Source organism: Clostridium sp. E02, from assembly GCF_003833015.1.
GTDB lineage: Bacteria > Bacillota > Clostridia > Lachnospirales > Lachnospiraceae > Lacrimispora.
Genome location: NZ_RJLQ01000005.1, coordinates 162,030 through 178,177, shown reverse-complemented (window position 1 = coordinate 178,177; position 16,148 = coordinate 162,030). Strand labels below are relative to the sequence as shown.

General features: G+C 42.2%; 13 protein-coding genes. 3 read left to right on the top strand and 10 right to left on the bottom strand.

Annotation, left to right across the window (positions count from 1 at the left end):
* Positions 1-23: 23 nt before the first annotated feature.
* The 6 genes from iolG to EFT72_RS05330 are packed head-to-tail and all read right to left on the bottom strand — an operon-like array spanning position 24 to position 6,993.
* Positions 24-1,037: an inositol 2-dehydrogenase gene (gene iolG / locus EFT72_RS05355; RefSeq protein WP_124065875.1), complete on the bottom strand. Its 1,014-nt coding sequence runs from the start codon at positions 1,035-1,037 to the stop codon at positions 24-26.
* Positions 1,038-1,063: 26 nt separating this feature from the next.
* Positions 1,064-1,963, bottom strand: coding sequence for a myo-inosose-2 dehydratase (iolE, locus tag EFT72_RS05350; protein WP_124065874.1), 900 nt, complete (start codon positions 1,961-1,963; stop codon positions 1,064-1,066).
* A 32-nt stretch (positions 1,964-1,995) separates the two neighbouring features.
* Entirely contained in the window at positions 1,996-3,924 is a 1,929-nt protein-coding gene (gene iolD / locus EFT72_RS05345) for a 3D-(3,5/4)-trihydroxycyclohexane-1,2-dione acylhydrolase (decyclizing) (protein ID WP_124065873.1), read from the bottom strand.
* A gap of 19 nt (positions 3,925-3,943) precedes the next feature.
* On the bottom strand, positions 3,944-4,960 hold the full coding sequence (gene iolC, locus EFT72_RS05340) for a 5-dehydro-2-deoxygluconokinase (protein ID WP_124065872.1): 1,017 nt from the start codon (positions 4,958-4,960) through the stop codon (positions 3,944-3,946).
* A 13-nt stretch (positions 4,961-4,973) separates the two neighbouring features.
* Positions 4,974-5,819 carry a class II fructose-bisphosphate aldolase gene (locus tag EFT72_RS05335; protein ID WP_124065871.1) on the bottom strand — a complete coding sequence of 282 codons (846 nt, stop codon included), beginning with the start codon at positions 5,817-5,819 and terminating at the stop codon, positions 4,974-4,976.
* 19 nt (positions 5,820-5,838) lie between these two features.
* The gene (locus EFT72_RS05330) at positions 5,839-6,993 is read right to left on the bottom strand and encodes an iron-containing alcohol dehydrogenase (RefSeq protein WP_124065906.1); all 1,155 of its coding nucleotides are present in this window, start codon (positions 6,991-6,993) and stop codon (positions 5,839-5,841) included.
* A gap of 214 nt (positions 6,994-7,207) precedes the next feature.
* On the opposite strand from EFT72_RS05330, the gene EFT72_RS05325 reads away from it, so the two are divergent.
* Positions 7,208-7,996 carry a DeoR/GlpR family DNA-binding transcription regulator gene (locus EFT72_RS05325; protein WP_124065870.1) on the top strand — a complete coding sequence of 263 codons (789 nt, stop codon included), beginning with the start codon at positions 7,208-7,210 and terminating at the stop codon, positions 7,994-7,996.
* Here the strand turns inward: EFT72_RS05325 and EFT72_RS05320 are convergent.
* The 4 genes from EFT72_RS05320 to EFT72_RS05305 all read right to left on the bottom strand — a co-directional run bounded on the left by EFT72_RS05320 (position 7,986) and on the right by EFT72_RS05305 (position 12,652).
* Positions 7,986-9,305, bottom strand: a complete 1,320-nt coding sequence (locus EFT72_RS05320) for a glycosyl hydrolase family 28 protein (RefSeq protein WP_243109949.1) — start codon at positions 9,303-9,305, stop codon at positions 7,986-7,988. The genes EFT72_RS05325 and EFT72_RS05320 overlap by 11 nt on opposite strands.
* Positions 9,306-9,440: 135 nt before the next feature.
* Positions 9,441-10,286, bottom strand: a complete 846-nt coding sequence (locus EFT72_RS05315) for a carbohydrate ABC transporter permease (RefSeq protein ID WP_124065869.1) — start codon at positions 10,284-10,286, stop codon at positions 9,441-9,443.
* A 5-nt stretch (positions 10,287-10,291) separates the two neighbouring features.
* Positions 10,292-11,203, bottom strand: coding sequence for a sugar ABC transporter permease (locus EFT72_RS05310; protein WP_124065868.1), 912 nt, complete (start codon positions 11,201-11,203; stop codon positions 10,292-10,294).
* 81 nt (positions 11,204-11,284) lie between these two features.
* Positions 11,285-12,652 (bottom strand): extracellular solute-binding protein, encoded by a 1,368-nt coding sequence (locus tag EFT72_RS05305; protein ID WP_124065867.1) that lies wholly within the window; start codon positions 12,650-12,652, stop codon positions 11,285-11,287.
* A 211-nt stretch (positions 12,653-12,863) separates the two neighbouring features.
* Here EFT72_RS05305 and EFT72_RS05300 point away from each other — a divergent pair, with 211 nt between their 5' ends.
* Both EFT72_RS05300 and EFT72_RS05295 read left to right on the top strand, forming a co-directional pair.
* Positions 12,864-14,621: a sensor histidine kinase gene (locus tag EFT72_RS05300; RefSeq protein WP_124065866.1), complete on the top strand. Its 1,758-nt coding sequence runs from the start codon at positions 12,864-12,866 to the stop codon at positions 14,619-14,621.
* On the top strand, positions 14,614-16,140 hold the full coding sequence (locus tag EFT72_RS05295) for a response regulator (RefSeq protein ID WP_124065865.1): 1,527 nt from the start codon (positions 14,614-14,616) through the stop codon (positions 16,138-16,140). Before EFT72_RS05300 ends, EFT72_RS05295 begins: the two co-directional genes overlap by 8 nt.
* Positions 16,141-16,148 lie beyond the last annotated feature (8 nt).

The window sequence follows — 16,148 nt, the reverse complement described above, 5'->3', positions numbered from 1 at the left end:
CAGTTGCTGTTTCTGATGTACGCTTAGATTGTTATTTCAGATATTTTAACAGGACGTCCCTCTTTTACCGATTTTTTCGCTGCAATCCCCATAATTACGGGTTTTAATCCGTCTAAAACCCCAAGAGGAGTGTCGGTGTCTTCTTCAATTGCCTGAATAAAGCAGTTGATCTCCTTAGCAAATGACTGCATGTAACGTTCTAAGAAAAAGTAAAGAGGTTTTTCCCCGGTTACCCCTCCAGCTGTGCTGAGCATTGCACTGGATCCAGTATCGTTAGCGGTCACGACCATTCCTTCGGAACCAAATACTTCCGCTCTCTGATCATACCCATAAGCAGATTTTCTGGAATTATCAATGACTGCAATGGCACCATTTTCCATCCGTAAAGTGATAACAGCGGTATCCACATCTCCCGCTTCTCCTATGGCAGGATCTACCAAAACAGCAGACTGTACATAGATTTCTTCCGCATCACATCCAGCTAAGAAACGAACCATATCAAAATCATGGATGGTCATGTCAAGAAACATTCCACCGGAAACAGCTGCATACTCTGGACTTGGCGGCTCTGGATCTCTTGAAGTAACCTTAATGATATGGGGCTCACCGATCTTTCCTGCTGCAACTGCATTGTGAACGGCTTCAAAGTTATGATCAAATCTACGATTAAATCCAACCTGATATTTTACCTTGCTTCCCTTTAAGGCATCTATCACATCTTTGATTTTTTCAATGTCATGGTCGATCGGTTTTTCGCAAAACACGTGTTTTCCGGCACGGATTGCCTCCACCGAGATGGGGGAGTGGGTATTGGTGGAGGAGCAGATGAGTACCGCATCAATCTCCGGGTCATTTAAAATATCTTTATAGTCCTTTGTGGTATTTGTAACGCCCATACTCTTTGCCCAACGATCCGTTTCCTCGTTCATAAAGGGATCTGCAATGGTCTTAATAGCTGCGTTCTTTACGATATTGCAGATGCTTTCTGTATGCACCTTTCCAATTCTGCCTGCTCCGATAATTCCTACGGTTACCATAATGTTCTTCTCCTTTTATCTTGAAATTAAAGCCCTGTTTTTTCAGCAATAAATTTTCTTGCCCGGATGGCATACTCCAGTGGATTTGCCTTCGCTGGATCCTGTTCTGCCTCTACCACCATATATCCTTCGTACGATGCCTTTGAAAGTGCTTCAAATATGGGTTCAAAATCAATGCAGCCATCCCCTGGAATGGTAAATGCTCCCTTTCGAACGCCCGTTAAAAAGCTCATGTTTTCTTCTTTGACTTTTTGAACCACTTCCGGACGAATGTCCTTTAAATGAACGTGTTTAATCCGGTCCATAAATGCAGTTACCATGGCAAGGGGGTCCTCCCCGCAATATGCAAAGTGCCCACTGTCAAACAACAAGCTGACAAATTCTGGGTTTGTTCCCTCCAATAAGCGTCTGGTCTCTGCTCCACTTTGAACCACTGTGCCCATATGATGATGGAATGTTAAAGCCACCCCATACTTTTCCTTGGAAAGTTTTCCAAGGCGGTTTAGCCCGTCGCAAAGGGCTTTCCACTCGCTTTCCTTCATCTCATGCTTTCCCGCAAAAACAGGCTTATCTTCCATTCCCTGGGTGCTATAACTCTGTTCGGAAACTCCTACAATCTTTGCTCCCATATATGCCAAAAATGCTACGTGCTTTTCAAATTCCCGTTCTGTTTCTTCGTAAGGTTTGCTGATTAAGAAGGTAGAAAACCACGCATTGCAGATCTCAATCCCCCGTAGTCGCAAGGCTCTTATTAATACTTCCGGATCTTTTGGATACTTGTTTCCTACTTCTGAACCAGTAAATCCAGCCAGTGCCATCTCACTGACGCACTGCTCAAAGGTATTCTCCTTTCCCAGATCTGGAAGATCATCGTTGGTCCATGCGATTGGTGCGATTCCTAATTTAACTTTTTCCCTGTTTAACATATCTTTACCCTTCCCATATACGATCGTTTTTGTTAATACCGCCGTGCTTTCTCTCGGTTCTCTATCAGCGTTTCATAAGCCTTCTTTTCCTGCTCATTTCCAGTCACACTGGCCAGTCCTACATTCCACCATGATTGGTATCCGTCCGTCATGGTCTTTGGCAGAACCTTAATATCAATCAGTGTCGATATGGTCTGCTTCTTTGCATCCAATAACGCTTCCTTTAATTCATCCAGTGTCTTAGCCGTGTATGTTTTTACCCCATAGCCTTCGCAGACTTTTGCATAATCCACGGAAAGAAGAGATCCGTTTAATCCCCCCGCTTCATCCCGGTATCGAAATTCTGTTGCCAGGTTTCCAATGCCGTTTGACATCTGGAGATTATTGATACATCCAAATCCACAATTATCAAATAACAAAACATTAATCTTTGCCCCTTCTTGCAGAGACGTAATCAGTTCACTGTGCAGCATCTGAAAACTGCCATCTCCACACATGGAGTAAACTTCTTGTTTTGGAGAAGCCATCTTTGCTCCCAAGCTTGCCGCAATCTCATATCCCATACAGGAATATCCATATTCCATGTGGTAGGAATCCCGGCGGTCCGTAGTCCACATTCGTTGCAAACATCCGGGAAGACTTCCCGATGCGCCTACGAGAATGGCATCTTGATCAATCTCTTTTCTGATGAAAGAGATTGCCGATGTCTGGGTGATAACACCCCCAGTCAGCTTGACAAATTCTTCGATGGTAACTGGATTGCGTGCTTGAACCAGTGGCTCAAAATCGTCATCGTACGCATAACGAGACAGGCGTTCCATTTCCTTGTTCCAAGCCTCTTTTGCCGTTTCTATCTCACCCGTATACCCAGACGTATACCCAGATTCTTTTAACCGGTCTGTCAACATTTCTAATGTCTCTCTGGCATCTGCAACCACAGGGAATGCATCCATCTTGTATGCATGGAACCGAGATAGATTAATTGAGGCAATTCGCAGCGAAGGATTCTTAAACTGGCTTTTGGAACCGGTGGTAAAATCCGAGAGCCTGCTTCCCACTGCAAGGATTAAATCCGCTTCCTCCGCTATGGTATTGGCTGCAAGGTTTCCGGTTACTCCAAGTCCCCCTAAATTATAAGTATGGGAGGATTTGCATGCACTTTTTCCTGCCTGTGTCTCTGCAAATGGAATCTTTGCCGTCTCACAGAATTTTTCCAGTGCTTCCCCTGCTTCTGAGTAACGAACACCTCCCCCACAGATTACCATTGGTTTTTTACTGTCCATGATCATAGCGGTGAGTTCCTCTAAATCAATTTCCGCAGGAACGGATCTTGAAATCCGATGGATTCGTTTCTCAAAGAAAGACTCTGGATACTCATAAGACTCACCCTCTACATCCTGGGAAAGGGCCACGCAAACTGCCCCAGTCTCTGCCGGATCGGTTAGAACTCTCATGGCATGAATCATCGTGGACATGAGTTGTTCTGGTCTTACAATCCGGTCCCAGAATTTGCATACGGGGCGAAACGCATCGTTGGTGGTAATGGAAGGTGCGTAACTTTGTTCTAGCTGCTGAAGCACTGGATCTGGCTGTCTCGTTGCGAACGTATCTCCTGGAAAAAGAAGAAGCGGAATCTGATTTACAGTCGCACAAGCGGCGGCAGTAACCATATTTGCTGCCCCCGGTCCAATGGAACTGGCACAGGCGATTATTTTTTTTCGGTTGTTTTGTTTGGCAAATCCTGCCGCCGCATGGGCCATCCCCTGTTCATTCCTGCCCTGATAAACCCTCAAATCTCCCGGATTTTCATCGAGTGCCTGACCAAGACCCACTACGATTCCATGTCCAAATATGGTGAAGATACCTTCTACAAATTTTGTCACTTCCCCATCTCGTTCGATATACTGCTGATCCAGAAACTTAACCAGTGCCTGGGCAGTCGTCATTTTGGTAAATCCCATGGCGATCGTTCTCCTTTCTCTATGCTCTGGCGATCATCTCGCCGTATTTTTCTTTGCATTCTTTGATAAACGCCTTTACCTGCGAAGGATCTGGCAAATCCACGGAACAAGAATGGCTTGCTACCATCATGGCCGCTTCTGCACTGCCAAATTCTAAGCAGTCAATCATCTCCCAGCCCTGAAACAATCCATATAGAAAACCGGAAGCATATCCATCGCCTCCACCAAAGGATTTTAATGCATCTACAGGAAATGGCTTAATGGTATAACGGTTGCCATCCTTTGTATATGCCGTAGAACCTTCTTTCCCGTGTTTGATAATTACGATTTTGGCACGTTCGTGAAGCCACGCATCAGCCGTTTCCTGATCCGTACGCCCCTCCATGATTAAGCGTTCCGTCAGATTAAATTCTTCTCTGGAACCCATGATAATGTCCGCTTCCTTTGCTACCATAGAATAGTAAATGGAAATCTCATCTTTTGAAACCCAGTTATAAGGACGGTAATCAATATCAAAGATCACTGGTGTATGATTGCGTTTTGCAAGCATCACTGCTTTTAAAGCTGCCTCCCTGGAAGGACTTGCCGCGAGGGCTGTTCCAGAGATTAGAAGTGCCTTCGTGTTTTTCACGTATTCCTCGTCAATATCAGAAGGATCCAGCTGCAAATCTGCAATGCAGTTCCGATACATTAAGATACTGCTTTCCGTGGGGGAGAGGATCTCGGTAAACGTAAGGCCAATCTTCTCTCCATGTTCGCAGCGTCGGATTCTGGATACGTCGATTCCTTCTTTCTCAAAAAAGTCTGTGACAAAATCTCCAAACTGATCATCGGAGATTCTGGCAAAAAAACCTGCCTTTAATCCATGTCTGGAAACCCCTGCGGCAATGTTAGCCGGAGACCCACCTACGTATTTTTTAAATGTGGTACACTCGGAAAGCGGATGGAAATAATCCACTGGATTAAAATCCACAGCGACTCTTCCTAAAAGTACAAGATCCATGGGCCTGTTTTCATCAAATGTTATATACTGCATGTTATCCCTCCTGCTAATTGAGCGATCCACAGTTAAAGATGTGGATATGCTTCTTTACATTTTCATAGACACCACGAACCATGGCTTCATTTAATCCAAAATAATCATGGGGTCCATTGGTTTTTAAATAATAATCTGCCTCTTTGGTCAGTGCGTCAAAACTAGCCGTAGCAATGTTAATTTTCCGGATTCCAAACCCGATTGCTTTTTGAAAATCTTCCGGTGTAATTCCTGTTCCACCGTGTAAAACAAGGGGGATCGTCACCTGATTCTGAATGGTTTCCAACACATCAAATGCAAGTCTTGGAGCCACTGGATAATTTCCATGTGCATTTCCGATGGCAACTGCAAGGGCATCAATCCCCGTACGTTCGGAAAAGGTCTCAGCATCAAACGGATCGGTACAGCGGATTCCCTCATCCGTGGTTCCATCCTCACTTCCTCCTACTAATCCTAGCTCCGCTTCTATGGTAGCTCCATATTTTCGAGCCAGATCAGCTGCTTCTTTTGTTTGTTTTATATTTTCCTCAAACGGCAGACTCGAACCATCGAACATCACCGAAGTAAATCCATACTCCAGTGCCTGTTTTAATACTAAAACCGTCTTTCCATGATCCAGATGAACGCTCACTGGTATCCTGGCATTCTTAGCCGCCTCCACCATCATAGGAGCCATATAAGAAAGGGGAGAGTGGGGAAGCCGCACTTCGGCAATCTGCAAAATAATAGGCGTATTCAACTCTTCTGCCGCCTGTATGGCTCCCTTAATCATCTCTAAATTCCCGACGCTGAATGCGCCTGCTGCCCGGTTTTCTAATGCCGCTTCCATAAGCAGCTCTTTCATCTTTACTAATGCCATCGTTTTACTCCTTTAGTGATCAGTCAAAGAGTCTGCGGTAAATTTCCTTCACGTCTTCCTGATCCATCTCTTTGCGGGTATTGAGCGGACTCCCACTTGCCATGGCATCCGCTGCCATCTTCTCAATCACGGATAAAAACTCATCCTGGTCTATTCCATATTGAGAAAGCGTAGGAATCTCTAGTTCCTTTAACAAATCAATGACTGCTGAAAGAAATGCATGGCTTGCCTCTTCATTTCCCGTGTCTTCATCCGCCACCTTGATTTCCCGTGCCATGACTGCAAATCGGTCATAGGCACCATCAAGAGCAAATCGGAAGCACTCTTTTAACAACATCGCATTGGAGATTCCATGGGGCACATGAAACAACGCTCCAATGGGTCGGCTCATTCCATGGACTAAAGTCACCGAAGCGTTATTAAACGCAATTCCTGCTTCTAGTGCTGCAAGTGACATCTCCTCCCTCGCTTTTAAATCCGCCCCATCGTGATAAGCTTTGGGCAGCCAGGTGAAGATTCGTTTCACTGCTGATAATGCAAACACATCCGATAATGGCTGTGCTTTTCTTGACGTATAAGCTTCCATGGCATGAGTCAATGCATCCAAACCAGTGGCGGCCGTAATCTTTTTGGGAGCCGTAACGGTAAATTGAGGATCAATAATCGCCAGGTCCGGCATTAATACCGTTCCGCTTAGGAGCATTTTAACGTCTTTTTTAGTATCTGTAATAATGGTAAACTGAGTGGCTTCCGAACCAGTCCCAGCCGTCGTTGGAATCGCAGCCATGGCTGGAAGGTTCCCATTTATCTTTTTTCCCATGTAATCTGAAATGCTTCCTTCATTTGCCCGCATCGCTGCAATGGCTTTCATGGAATCAATGGGGCTTCCACCTCCAAGAGCAATCAAAAAGTCACAGCGTTCCGCCACATATTGGTCCAGTCCTTCTAAAATCATGGCATCCGTTGGTTCCCCGTTGATCCCAGAAAAAACAGATCCGTCTATATTCTGTTCTTTTAAAACATTCAAAAGCACCTCTGTATTCCCAAGTTTTACCATCATTTCATCGGTGACAATAAGAGCTTTTGTTCCAAGGGATTTTAAATGTCCCTTTGCAGTCTCAAGTGCATTTTGACCACTTATGATATTGCGAGGCATAATAAATTCTCGTCCCATCATTCTCCCCCTTCTATTTTATGATTATATTTTGATTTTGTTTTAGTTGTTTGTTGGTTATATTTTAGCACTCGTTGGATACAAGGTCAAGATAATCTTCTCCATTTTTTCTTTTTTTGGTAATATGTTGGTAGTTTATTGATCTTTTTTTGTGCATCTGGTATAATTATTTTATCACTGCATTATGGATATGCAGAACCATAAGGAGTAAGACATGAGAATTTCCCGAATTGATGAATTAGAACAATATATCCTGGAACACAAAACTGCTACCATTGATGCCCTTTGTGAACTCTTTGAGATTTCTAAGAACACCCTTCGCCGGGACTTAGAAGTTCTGGTTTCTAGAGGCAGCGTAGAGAAGGTATATGGCGGAGTCATCGCCTGCGAAAACGCTTCCTCCATCCCTAATCTTGTTTCCTTTCAAGAGCGGGCGAACCGTAATTTTCAAAGCAAGCAAAAAATTGCAGCCCTTGCCGCTTCCTATGTGCGAGAACGGGATATCATTTACATTGACAGCGGAACCACTACCATGAACATCGTCGACTATTTGGGTCATCTACGAATGGTAACAGTCATCACAAACAGCATCCAGGTGATCAACAAAGCCATGAATTACCAAAACATTAACTTAATCGCATTGCCAGGCACGTTAAAACGGGACACGGCTTCTCTTGTAGGCAGTTCCTGTGTGGAATATTTAGAAGATTATAATATTGTCCGAGCATTCATGGCCTGTACCGCAATTTCCGCTGAGGCAGGGATATGCAATGCTTCTACGGAAGAATATAACATTAAGAAGGCAGCGTTAAAAAAAAGCCAGAAACATTATCTTCTGGCAGATTCAACAAAGTTTGGACGTACCTCACTGATGACATTCGGAGATTTAAACCAGTTTGATTCTATCCTGACCGAGCAGATGCCAGATGACGCATTCTGTTCCTGTTGTAAGGAACAAAACTGCACCATCCAGATCGCTTCCGACACAATCATCAAATCATGATATCTTCGGTATGAACAAGGGTAACGTCCTGTTTATAATAAGGTTTCATACTTTCTTCTACAAAGATCTTCATGTGCTCGAACTGAAGGTCTTTTGCATTCTCCACATAGATTCCAGAGACCCTTGTTTTTATCAGCCCTTCCCCCTGGCATGGACGAATATCATAACCCTCGATCTCCCAACGGGAATATTTCTTAAGAGTTAGATGAATGTGATCAAAACTCACATCTTCAATCAAATTCCCTTCACTTCCTCGGATAAAGATCCCATTTTCTCCCATACAGCTAATATTTTCGAATCGAATGTTTCTGATTTTTCCTGCTTTTACTCCGGGTTTTCTGTCGTGACAGGTAATACAAATCGGTTCTGCTCGCCCCCACCATTCATGAGAGAAGCGCCGGGTTTCAATGGTAAGATTAGAAAACACCACATTTTCTACATTCCCACCGTCCCGAATCTGAATGGAGATTCCACGATTGCTTCTGCTGATCGAGCAATTCTTTACCAGAATATTTCGAAAATCACATTCACCCTCTGTTCCAAATTTGATGGCTGCACTGGTGGAAATCAAAGTACAGTCTGAAATCAAAATATTTTCGCAAGGACCATACTGGTTATAATCTCCAGAATTCTTTAGAACGATCGCATCGTCTCCACATTCAATATGGCATCCGATAATTCGTACATTGGTACAATGATCTGGATCAATCCCGTCCGAATTTGCCATCTGTAAATTGTTAATCAGACGAATTCCCTCAATTAAAACATCATTGCAGCCAACCAGATGAACCGTCCAGAATGCACAGTTTTTAAGTGTGACGTTTTGAATGGTTAAGTGCTCAAACTTTTCTAAGAGCATCAGTGGAACTCTGGGATAATAACTGCCTTCAATGTGGTAACCAGAATTATCTCCATAAAACATTTTTTCATTCGCATCTATCGTTCCAAACCCAGTGATTGCTACATTTACCTGGTCATACCCGTATAAGAACGCATGGAATGGTCTTCCATTGTATTCACTATTTAAATAAGAAGGAAGTCCAGATTCATGGGCCACGATCTCGCCCCCATTTGCCAGTGGATAGTAATCCTTAAGGTCGTCGCTTGCCTTTAATATGGCTCCCATTTCTAAGTGAAAGTCCACGTTTGATTTAAGCAGGATAGAACCACTGTTATAGATATGCCCTCCCGGTAGAAGAACCCTTCCGCCTCCTGCTTGACTGCATGCATCCACTGCAGCCTGAATAGCGGCAGCATCATTCTTTTTTCCATCTCCTATGGCTCCATATTCCAACACATTATAAATCATAAGATCCTCCATTCACTCCTGTTTAAAGATTTCCAGATCAATATATCAAGTCTAACCTGAGAATGGAAGATATATTCAGAAAAAAAGTGGCATTGGTGCACAAAAAAGCTGTTTTTTGTAACTCTCTGCCGTATTTTAACCTTTTAAACCCGATGTACTGATTCCTTCTACCAGATATTTTTGCAGACAGATAAAGAGAATCACTGCTGGTAATATAGATAGGGATGCCATGGCAAACATGGCTCCATAATCAGAAGATGAACCTGGATCACTAAATAATTTTAACGCTAAGCTGACTGGATATTTTGCTGACTCACTGATGTAGAGCAAAGCGGATAAGAAGTCATCCCATCTCCACATGAATGAAAAAATACTTGCCGTAATCATGGCAGGTGTAATGAGGGGCAGGACGATTCTCCAAAAGATACTGTAATACGAACACCCATCAATTTTTGCCGCTTCATCAAGTTCCCTTGGAATCCCGTCTATAAAATTAATCATCAGGTAGACAAAAAATCCCTGTATGGCAAAAAAATAAGGTAAAATAAGCGGACGATAGCTTCCTACCCAGCCAAGCTTCTGATACCATAAATACTGTGGAATCATTAATACCTGTGCTGGAAGCATCATAGAAAGCAGCATGGCAATAAATAACATTCTTCTTCCAAAGAATTTACATCTAGCAAGGCCATACGCAACACACGCAGAGGAGAACACAGTGCCTAATGTAGCTGTTATTGAGATAATAAACGAATTTTTAAAAAATACAACAAATCCAATTTTGGCGAATCCTTTCCAGCCAGTGGCATAATTCGCTGTGGTAAACTTCTTAGGAATCAACTGACCTGCTGTGGTAAATATGGTATTGGTTTCTTTTAAGGAACTCATAACCATCCAGACAAGAGGATAGATCATAACAAGACCCAGACCGCACACAATGATATGATATAAGATTCCTCCGATTCTTTTCCTTGTATTCATATGATCTACACTCCTTCCGTATAAACCCAGAATCTTCTGGTTGCAAATAAAATCAGGGTAATAATTCCTATGATCCCCAGCATAACCCATGCCAGCGCAGCTCCATACCCGGTATTGTAAAATTCAAATGACTGTTGATACATGTACACCGTATAGAACAACGTAGAGTTTAACGGCTTGCCCTGCGTTATGATAAAGCACTGGGTAAACGCAAGAAACCCATTGATCATCTGCATCACCAGATTAAAAAAGATCGTCGGAGTCAAAAGGGGAAGGGTAATTCTGAAAAAACGGGCAACCTTGCCAGCACCATCAACCCTCGCCGCTTCATAAAGCGTTACCGGAATCTGTTTTAAGGATGACAAAAAGATCAACATAGAGGAACCAAACTGCCAAACTGCAAGTATGATCAAGGTCCAAATGGCTGTATGTACGTTCCCAAGCCAAGAAAAACTGGTGGGAATTCCAATCAAACGCAGCAATTGATTTATGACTCCATCGGTTGCAAACATTCGCTTCCATAAGATTGCAACTGCCACAGATCCACCAATGATCGACGGAAGATAGTAGGCTGCACGATAAAATCCAGTTGCTCTTGTGGTTTTAAACAGGATTAATGCTACGATAAGAGCAAATATGAGCCGGAGAGGAACAGAAACCAAGGCAAAATAGAACGTGACCCATATGGATTTAAAAAACACTGCATCATCGGTAAACATCTTAACATAGTTTTTCACCCCCACAAAAACCGGCGGTGCAAGTATATTATAATCACAGAACGAATAATAAAGAGAAAGTCCCATAGGTACCACCATGAATAGTAAAAATCCTATGGTAAACGGAAGGCTGAATACAATACCGGCCGTACTTTCTTTATTCATAAATCGTCTGATTCGTTCTCTCTTTTTTTCTTTCATATACACCCTCTCCATTCACGTCATAATCGGATTCTGTCAAAACAATGGGGCAGAGCAAGCTCCGCCCCATTGAATTATGGATTATTTTTCACTCATAATTTTGTTGGCACTATTAAAGAATTCATCTGCGGCTGTCTCTGCATCGTAACCACCGTAACAGAGCTGTTCCTGAATCTGATTTAAGAGATTAAATACCTCGCTGGCTCCATCCGGCTGAGGCGGATTAATGGGTGAACTATTTGGTGTCACCACATCATTGATATAATGAATGATCTGTTGGTTTAAGTCATCCATCTTGGGAGACAACTCTTCTGCAATCACGCTAGAGGCTGGAACCCCTCTCTCTCCAAGTAAAATATTGTTGGCATCGCTAGAATTAATCAAATAGTTTAATATTTTTACTGCCTGATCTGTATTCTGGGTATGAGCACCAATGGAGAAAAACATACTAGACTTTAGGTAATTGGATTTTTTGGGATCTGGAGAAGGCCAAGTGGTCATTCCTACGGTAACGCCTTCTGGGGCTGCATTCTGTACAGCGGTCAACTGGTTGGAATTTGCAAACGCACACCAAGACATGGTTTCTGGACTTGATCCATAAACCAGAGGATCCTGTTCCACGGAACCAATGGAGATCTCTGCAAATACGCCTGGATCAATCAGCCATTCCTCTTTTAAGCCTTTGGTATACATCTCAAAGAATGGAACATAATCTTCCTGTTTTCCACCTATCTTATCCCCATCAAATAGCACCACGTCGTTGGCTCTCATAAAGTAATCTAAATAAGACTGAGCCGTTCCGTATACAATGGAAGTTTTATAACCAGTTTTCTTATAAACTTCCCGGCATACCTCTTCAAATTCATCTACGGTCATATTGTCTTTTATGGTGATACCATTCTCATCAAGAAGGGTTTTGTTATACATCATAGCAGGAGAGTTAATTCCTCCACATATGGCATAGACTCCACCATCAATGGTTCCAGAGGCCATAATGTTATCGGAGATATTGGATACATCTAAAGATCCATCTTCGATATATGGTTTTAAGTCAACCAAAAGCCCATTCTTAACATATTGATCGATGTACATATAATCCATCTGCAACAGATCGGGAAGTGACTGACCGGCTGCAGACGTTGCCAGCTTATTCCAGTAATCAGACCACTCTGAAAACTGCCCCTCAATGGTAATATCTGGATTTTGTTCCGTGTAAAGATCAAGCGCCTGCTGCGTCCGCTCGTTTCGAACCTGATTCCCCCACCAACTCATAGTAAGTTTTGCTCCACCATCATCGGTTTTTGCTTCTTTCGTCGCCTCTCCAGTGGTTGTTTCTGAATCTGCAGACACTTCTGCTTTGGTGGTTGAAGATGTGGAACTCCCCCCACAACCTGCCAATGAAGCGGCAGCCATACAACAGGATAACAGTAATGCAATCTTTTTCTTCATAATACTTTCCTCCTTATTTGCATTGCTCATCTTAGGTAATTTCATTATACGTTTCTACATTCTTCCAGTAAATGTTTAAAACCGTGTTCTATGTGGAAAAAACCGTGTTTTTTGTCTATTATGTATAATTTAATTGTTTTATAGTTGTATTCTTGCAGTATTTTTTATATAATCTTGGTAGAACCTACTGCTTACCAGATAAGGAGCCATTATGAAATCATTCATTCGAAATCTTACATTAAAAAAGAAGATTGAAGCCATTGTGTTCCTTTGTGTATTTTTACTTGCCGCTGCCTCTCAAATCAGCATACACTTAACCGCACTTGCCCATCAAAAGGTTCTATACCAAGCAGTAGCAGCTTCCTTATCCATCTCTTCCAAAGAATTGGAAAACCGTTTGGGCAATGTTCGTATCATGGCGGATATGCTCCTTGCGGATAATGCCATGCAGAAAAACCTTGGAATTTTAAAGGATACACCCCGTGGCCAGATACATACCGTCGCTTATAAAAGCATTTACACCACTTTGAATGAGTACTATTTTAATTTCCAGAAGAACAGCATCAAAAACATGCGCTTGTTTCAAGGGAATAATTCCATTCATACGCATATTATGAATGGGGACAAGCTTCCAGATTCGGTACAAAAAGATCTCATTAAAAAAGCAGAAGCGGCTAAGGGAAAAACCATATGGATCACCGATTATAGCGACGATTACGGACTTTTCTTAGTAAAAAACATCCGACGAAGCCAATTTCTTAAGTTGGATTCTGTGGGGAATTTAATTGTAAATATTGATATGAAAAAGTTAATGAATACCTCCATTGACTCCAACCTTCTTTATGAAGAAGCCAATTATATTCTTCTGGATCAGGGGAATTTCATCTACAATTCTTCTGGTATCACCGAAAACGCCACGACTGAATTAAAGGAACGATTAAACTCTAGATATGGGGTGCTTGACTATGAAAACAAGGCTTATTTTTATGTAAAAGGAGGCTTATCTGACTTCCCCTGGGATTATGTCTGTCTCATCCCTTATGATAAGATCAATTCCTCTCTCCGTGACACCTTAAAATTGTGTATTTTCTTAACAGCTGCCGCTATTTTGACCGCCCTTGCGCTTTCAACCGCTCTCATCAATTCCATATTGAAACATTTTAACTATCTTCTAGACAAGATGCAGAATTTTGCCGAAGGACAAGACAGCGACCCCACAGTTCCCTACGATTATACGGGGCGAACGGATGAACTGGGTATTTTACATACCCGTTTTGACCAGATGGTGGAAAATGTAAATCAGTTAATCCGTACCAATTACTTAAATGAAATATTAAAAAAAGAGGCCCAGCTTAAGGCCCTGGAGAATCAGATCAATCCACATTTTCTATACAACACGCTGGAATCAATCAACTGGCGGGCAAAATCCGTGGGAGCGGCTGACATCTCATCCATGGCAGAAAACTTAGGAACTCTGTTAAGAATCACACTGGATCAAGCCAACAAAGAAGTTTGTTTAAAACGGGAATTGGAGCTAATTAGGTGCTACATGACCATTCAAAAATATCGGTATGAGGATCGATTGGACTATAAAATAGAGGCAAAGGAAAGCCTTCTTTCCTGCATGGTGTTAAAACTTACGCTTCAACCATTGGTGGAAAATTCAATCCGGTACGGGCTAGAGGAAAACACGGAGGGCTGTCAGATTCTGATACTGGCAGAATGCGACGATACGACACTTTTTATCTATGTAAAGAACAATGGTTCTGTCTTTGAGGATGACCTTCTTGAAAAACTAAAGACCAATCAAATTCCCACACATGGCTTTGGAATCGGGTTGTTAAATATACTTGAAAGAATGAATCTTACTTACGGGGAAGCGTTTGGGCTCACACTCTATAACGAAAACGATCAGGCAGTGGCAAGGCTTGCCTTCCCTTTAAGAGGAATGGAGGACTTTTATGCTTAAACTCATCATAGCAGATGACGAGCGAATGATCCGGGAATCCATATCTTCGCTTATTGACTGGAACAGTCTTGGAATTGATCTGATTGGAACCTGTGGGGACGGAATCGAAGCCTACAACATGATTCTAGACGAATCCCCGGACATCGTACTAACGGATATCCGGATGCCTGGAATCTCTGGTCTGGAACTGGTGGAGAGAATCTCACAAACGGATATGGACATTCAGTTTATTATACTTTCTGGATTTGGAGAATTTGAATATGCCAAACAGGCCATGAAGTACCGGGTTCATCACTATCTTTTAAAGCCAAGCAACGAAGCACAGATTATCGACAGTATGAAAGATGTCATTCAGGAATATTATCACCGTCGTGCCTTTCAAGATTTACAGAATCGGCAAAAGGCTTTGACTGAGAATCTACATCACAGCATTTTGGAGAATATGATAACCGAACAACTATTTTTAGACGGATCCCCCCACCCTTCTTGGGACTCTTATTCTGGTTTTATGGATTTTTTCAACACCGGTTATGAACTGTGTTATCTTCACTATGTGGAAGAAGAAGCATTAACCTCTGTTCTTAGACGTATTAAAGACTATTTAAGAAACAGTGCACCTGGAATCTCTCTTTATAGCCTGTATGTAAAGAACACTCTGATCCTGTTCTTTGAAAGCCATCAAGTTTCCTATGACAATTTAGATGCGTTTATAAACAAGCTTTCAAGTACGGAAACGAAGACAGCATATGAATATCGAAGAAACACCTGTCAAAATCTTGCAAAGCTCATAGAAATTCTCATTGGAAAGATCAAACGATACGGAATTATATATTTTATGAACGGACTTCATCCCGTTCCTATCTGCAACTACAAAAATTTAATGACAAAGATTAAACAGCTTACCTCTAAGATCATGGAGCCGGCAAAAGAGGAACGGACACATATTATCGAGGAATTAAAGCACACCTTAGATGGGATCAGCAATCCGGAATTTTTAAAACAGGCAGGTTCTCGTATGGTAATCCAATTCACCACTGGGAATCATTACGGTACCTCCGTAGAGGGCACGGAGTACCTGCTAAAGTTAAATGAACAGACCGAAGCGCCATCCATTCGGGGGATGCTAATGGAGGCCATTGAAAAAGTGTCGGAAAACACAGGAGAAAATGGAAAAACCTACAGCCCCTTTATTGAGAAAGTCATGCAATATGTAGGATCTAACTTAAATAATCCAAACCTGACTCTAAAATGGATTGCAGAAAATTACTTATTTATGAATGTAGACTACGTCAGTGCACGATTTGTGAAGGAAACGAAACAAAAATTCTCCATTTACTTAACCACACAACGCATTCAAAAAGCAAAAAAACTGATGGAGGAGGGACATACGGAATCCATTCAATGGATCGCAGAAAAAATAGGATGTGGAAACAATCCACAGTACTTCAGTCAGATATTTAAAAAGAATACAAAAATGACCCCAAGTGCATACATAAAAATGATCAACGGGGGGGATTAAAAAAAGCA

Excerpts from the sequence above, each read along its gene's own strand:
- iolE (WP_124065874.1), bottom strand. The coding sequence starts at position 1,963 with ATGTTAAACAGGGAAAAAGTTAAATTAGGAATCGCACCAATCGCATGG.
- EFT72_RS05330 (WP_124065906.1), bottom strand. The coding sequence starts at position 6,993 with ATGGGACGAGAATTTATTATGCCTCGCAATATCATAAGTGGTCAAAAT.
- EFT72_RS05325 (WP_124065870.1), top strand. The coding sequence starts at position 7,208 with ATGAGAATTTCCCGAATTGATGAATTAGAACAATATATCCTGGAACAC.
- EFT72_RS05295 (WP_124065865.1), top strand. The coding sequence starts at position 14,614 with ATGCTTAAACTCATCATAGCAGATGACGAGCGAATGATCCGGGAATCC.
- EFT72_RS05305 (WP_124065867.1), bottom strand. The coding sequence starts at position 12,652 with ATGAAGAAAAAGATTGCATTACTGTTATCCTGTTGTATGGCTGCCGCT.
- iolC (WP_124065872.1), bottom strand. The coding sequence starts at position 4,960 with ATGCAGTATATAACATTTGATGAAAACAGGCCCATGGATCTTGTACTT.
- EFT72_RS05310 (WP_124065868.1), bottom strand. The coding sequence starts at position 11,203 with ATGAAAGAAAAAAAGAGAGAACGAATCAGACGATTTATGAATAAAGAA.
- EFT72_RS05335 (WP_124065871.1), bottom strand. The coding sequence starts at position 5,819 with ATGGCATTAGTAAAGATGAAAGAGCTGCTTATGGAAGCGGCATTAGAA.
- iolG (WP_124065875.1), bottom strand. The coding sequence starts at position 1,037 with ATGGTAACCGTAGGAATTATCGGAGCAGGCAGAATTGGAAAGGTGCAT.
- EFT72_RS05320 (WP_243109949.1), bottom strand. The coding sequence starts at position 9,305 with ATGATTTATAATGTGTTGGAATATGGAGCCATAGGAGATGGAAAAAAG.
- EFT72_RS05300 (WP_124065866.1), top strand. The coding sequence starts at position 12,864 with ATGAAATCATTCATTCGAAATCTTACATTAAAAAAGAAGATTGAAGCC.
- iolD (WP_124065873.1), bottom strand. The coding sequence starts at position 3,924 with ATGGGATTTACCAAAATGACGACTGCCCAGGCACTGGTTAAGTTTCTG.
- EFT72_RS05315 (WP_124065869.1), bottom strand. The coding sequence starts at position 10,286 with ATGAATACAAGGAAAAGAATCGGAGGAATCTTATATCATATCATTGTG.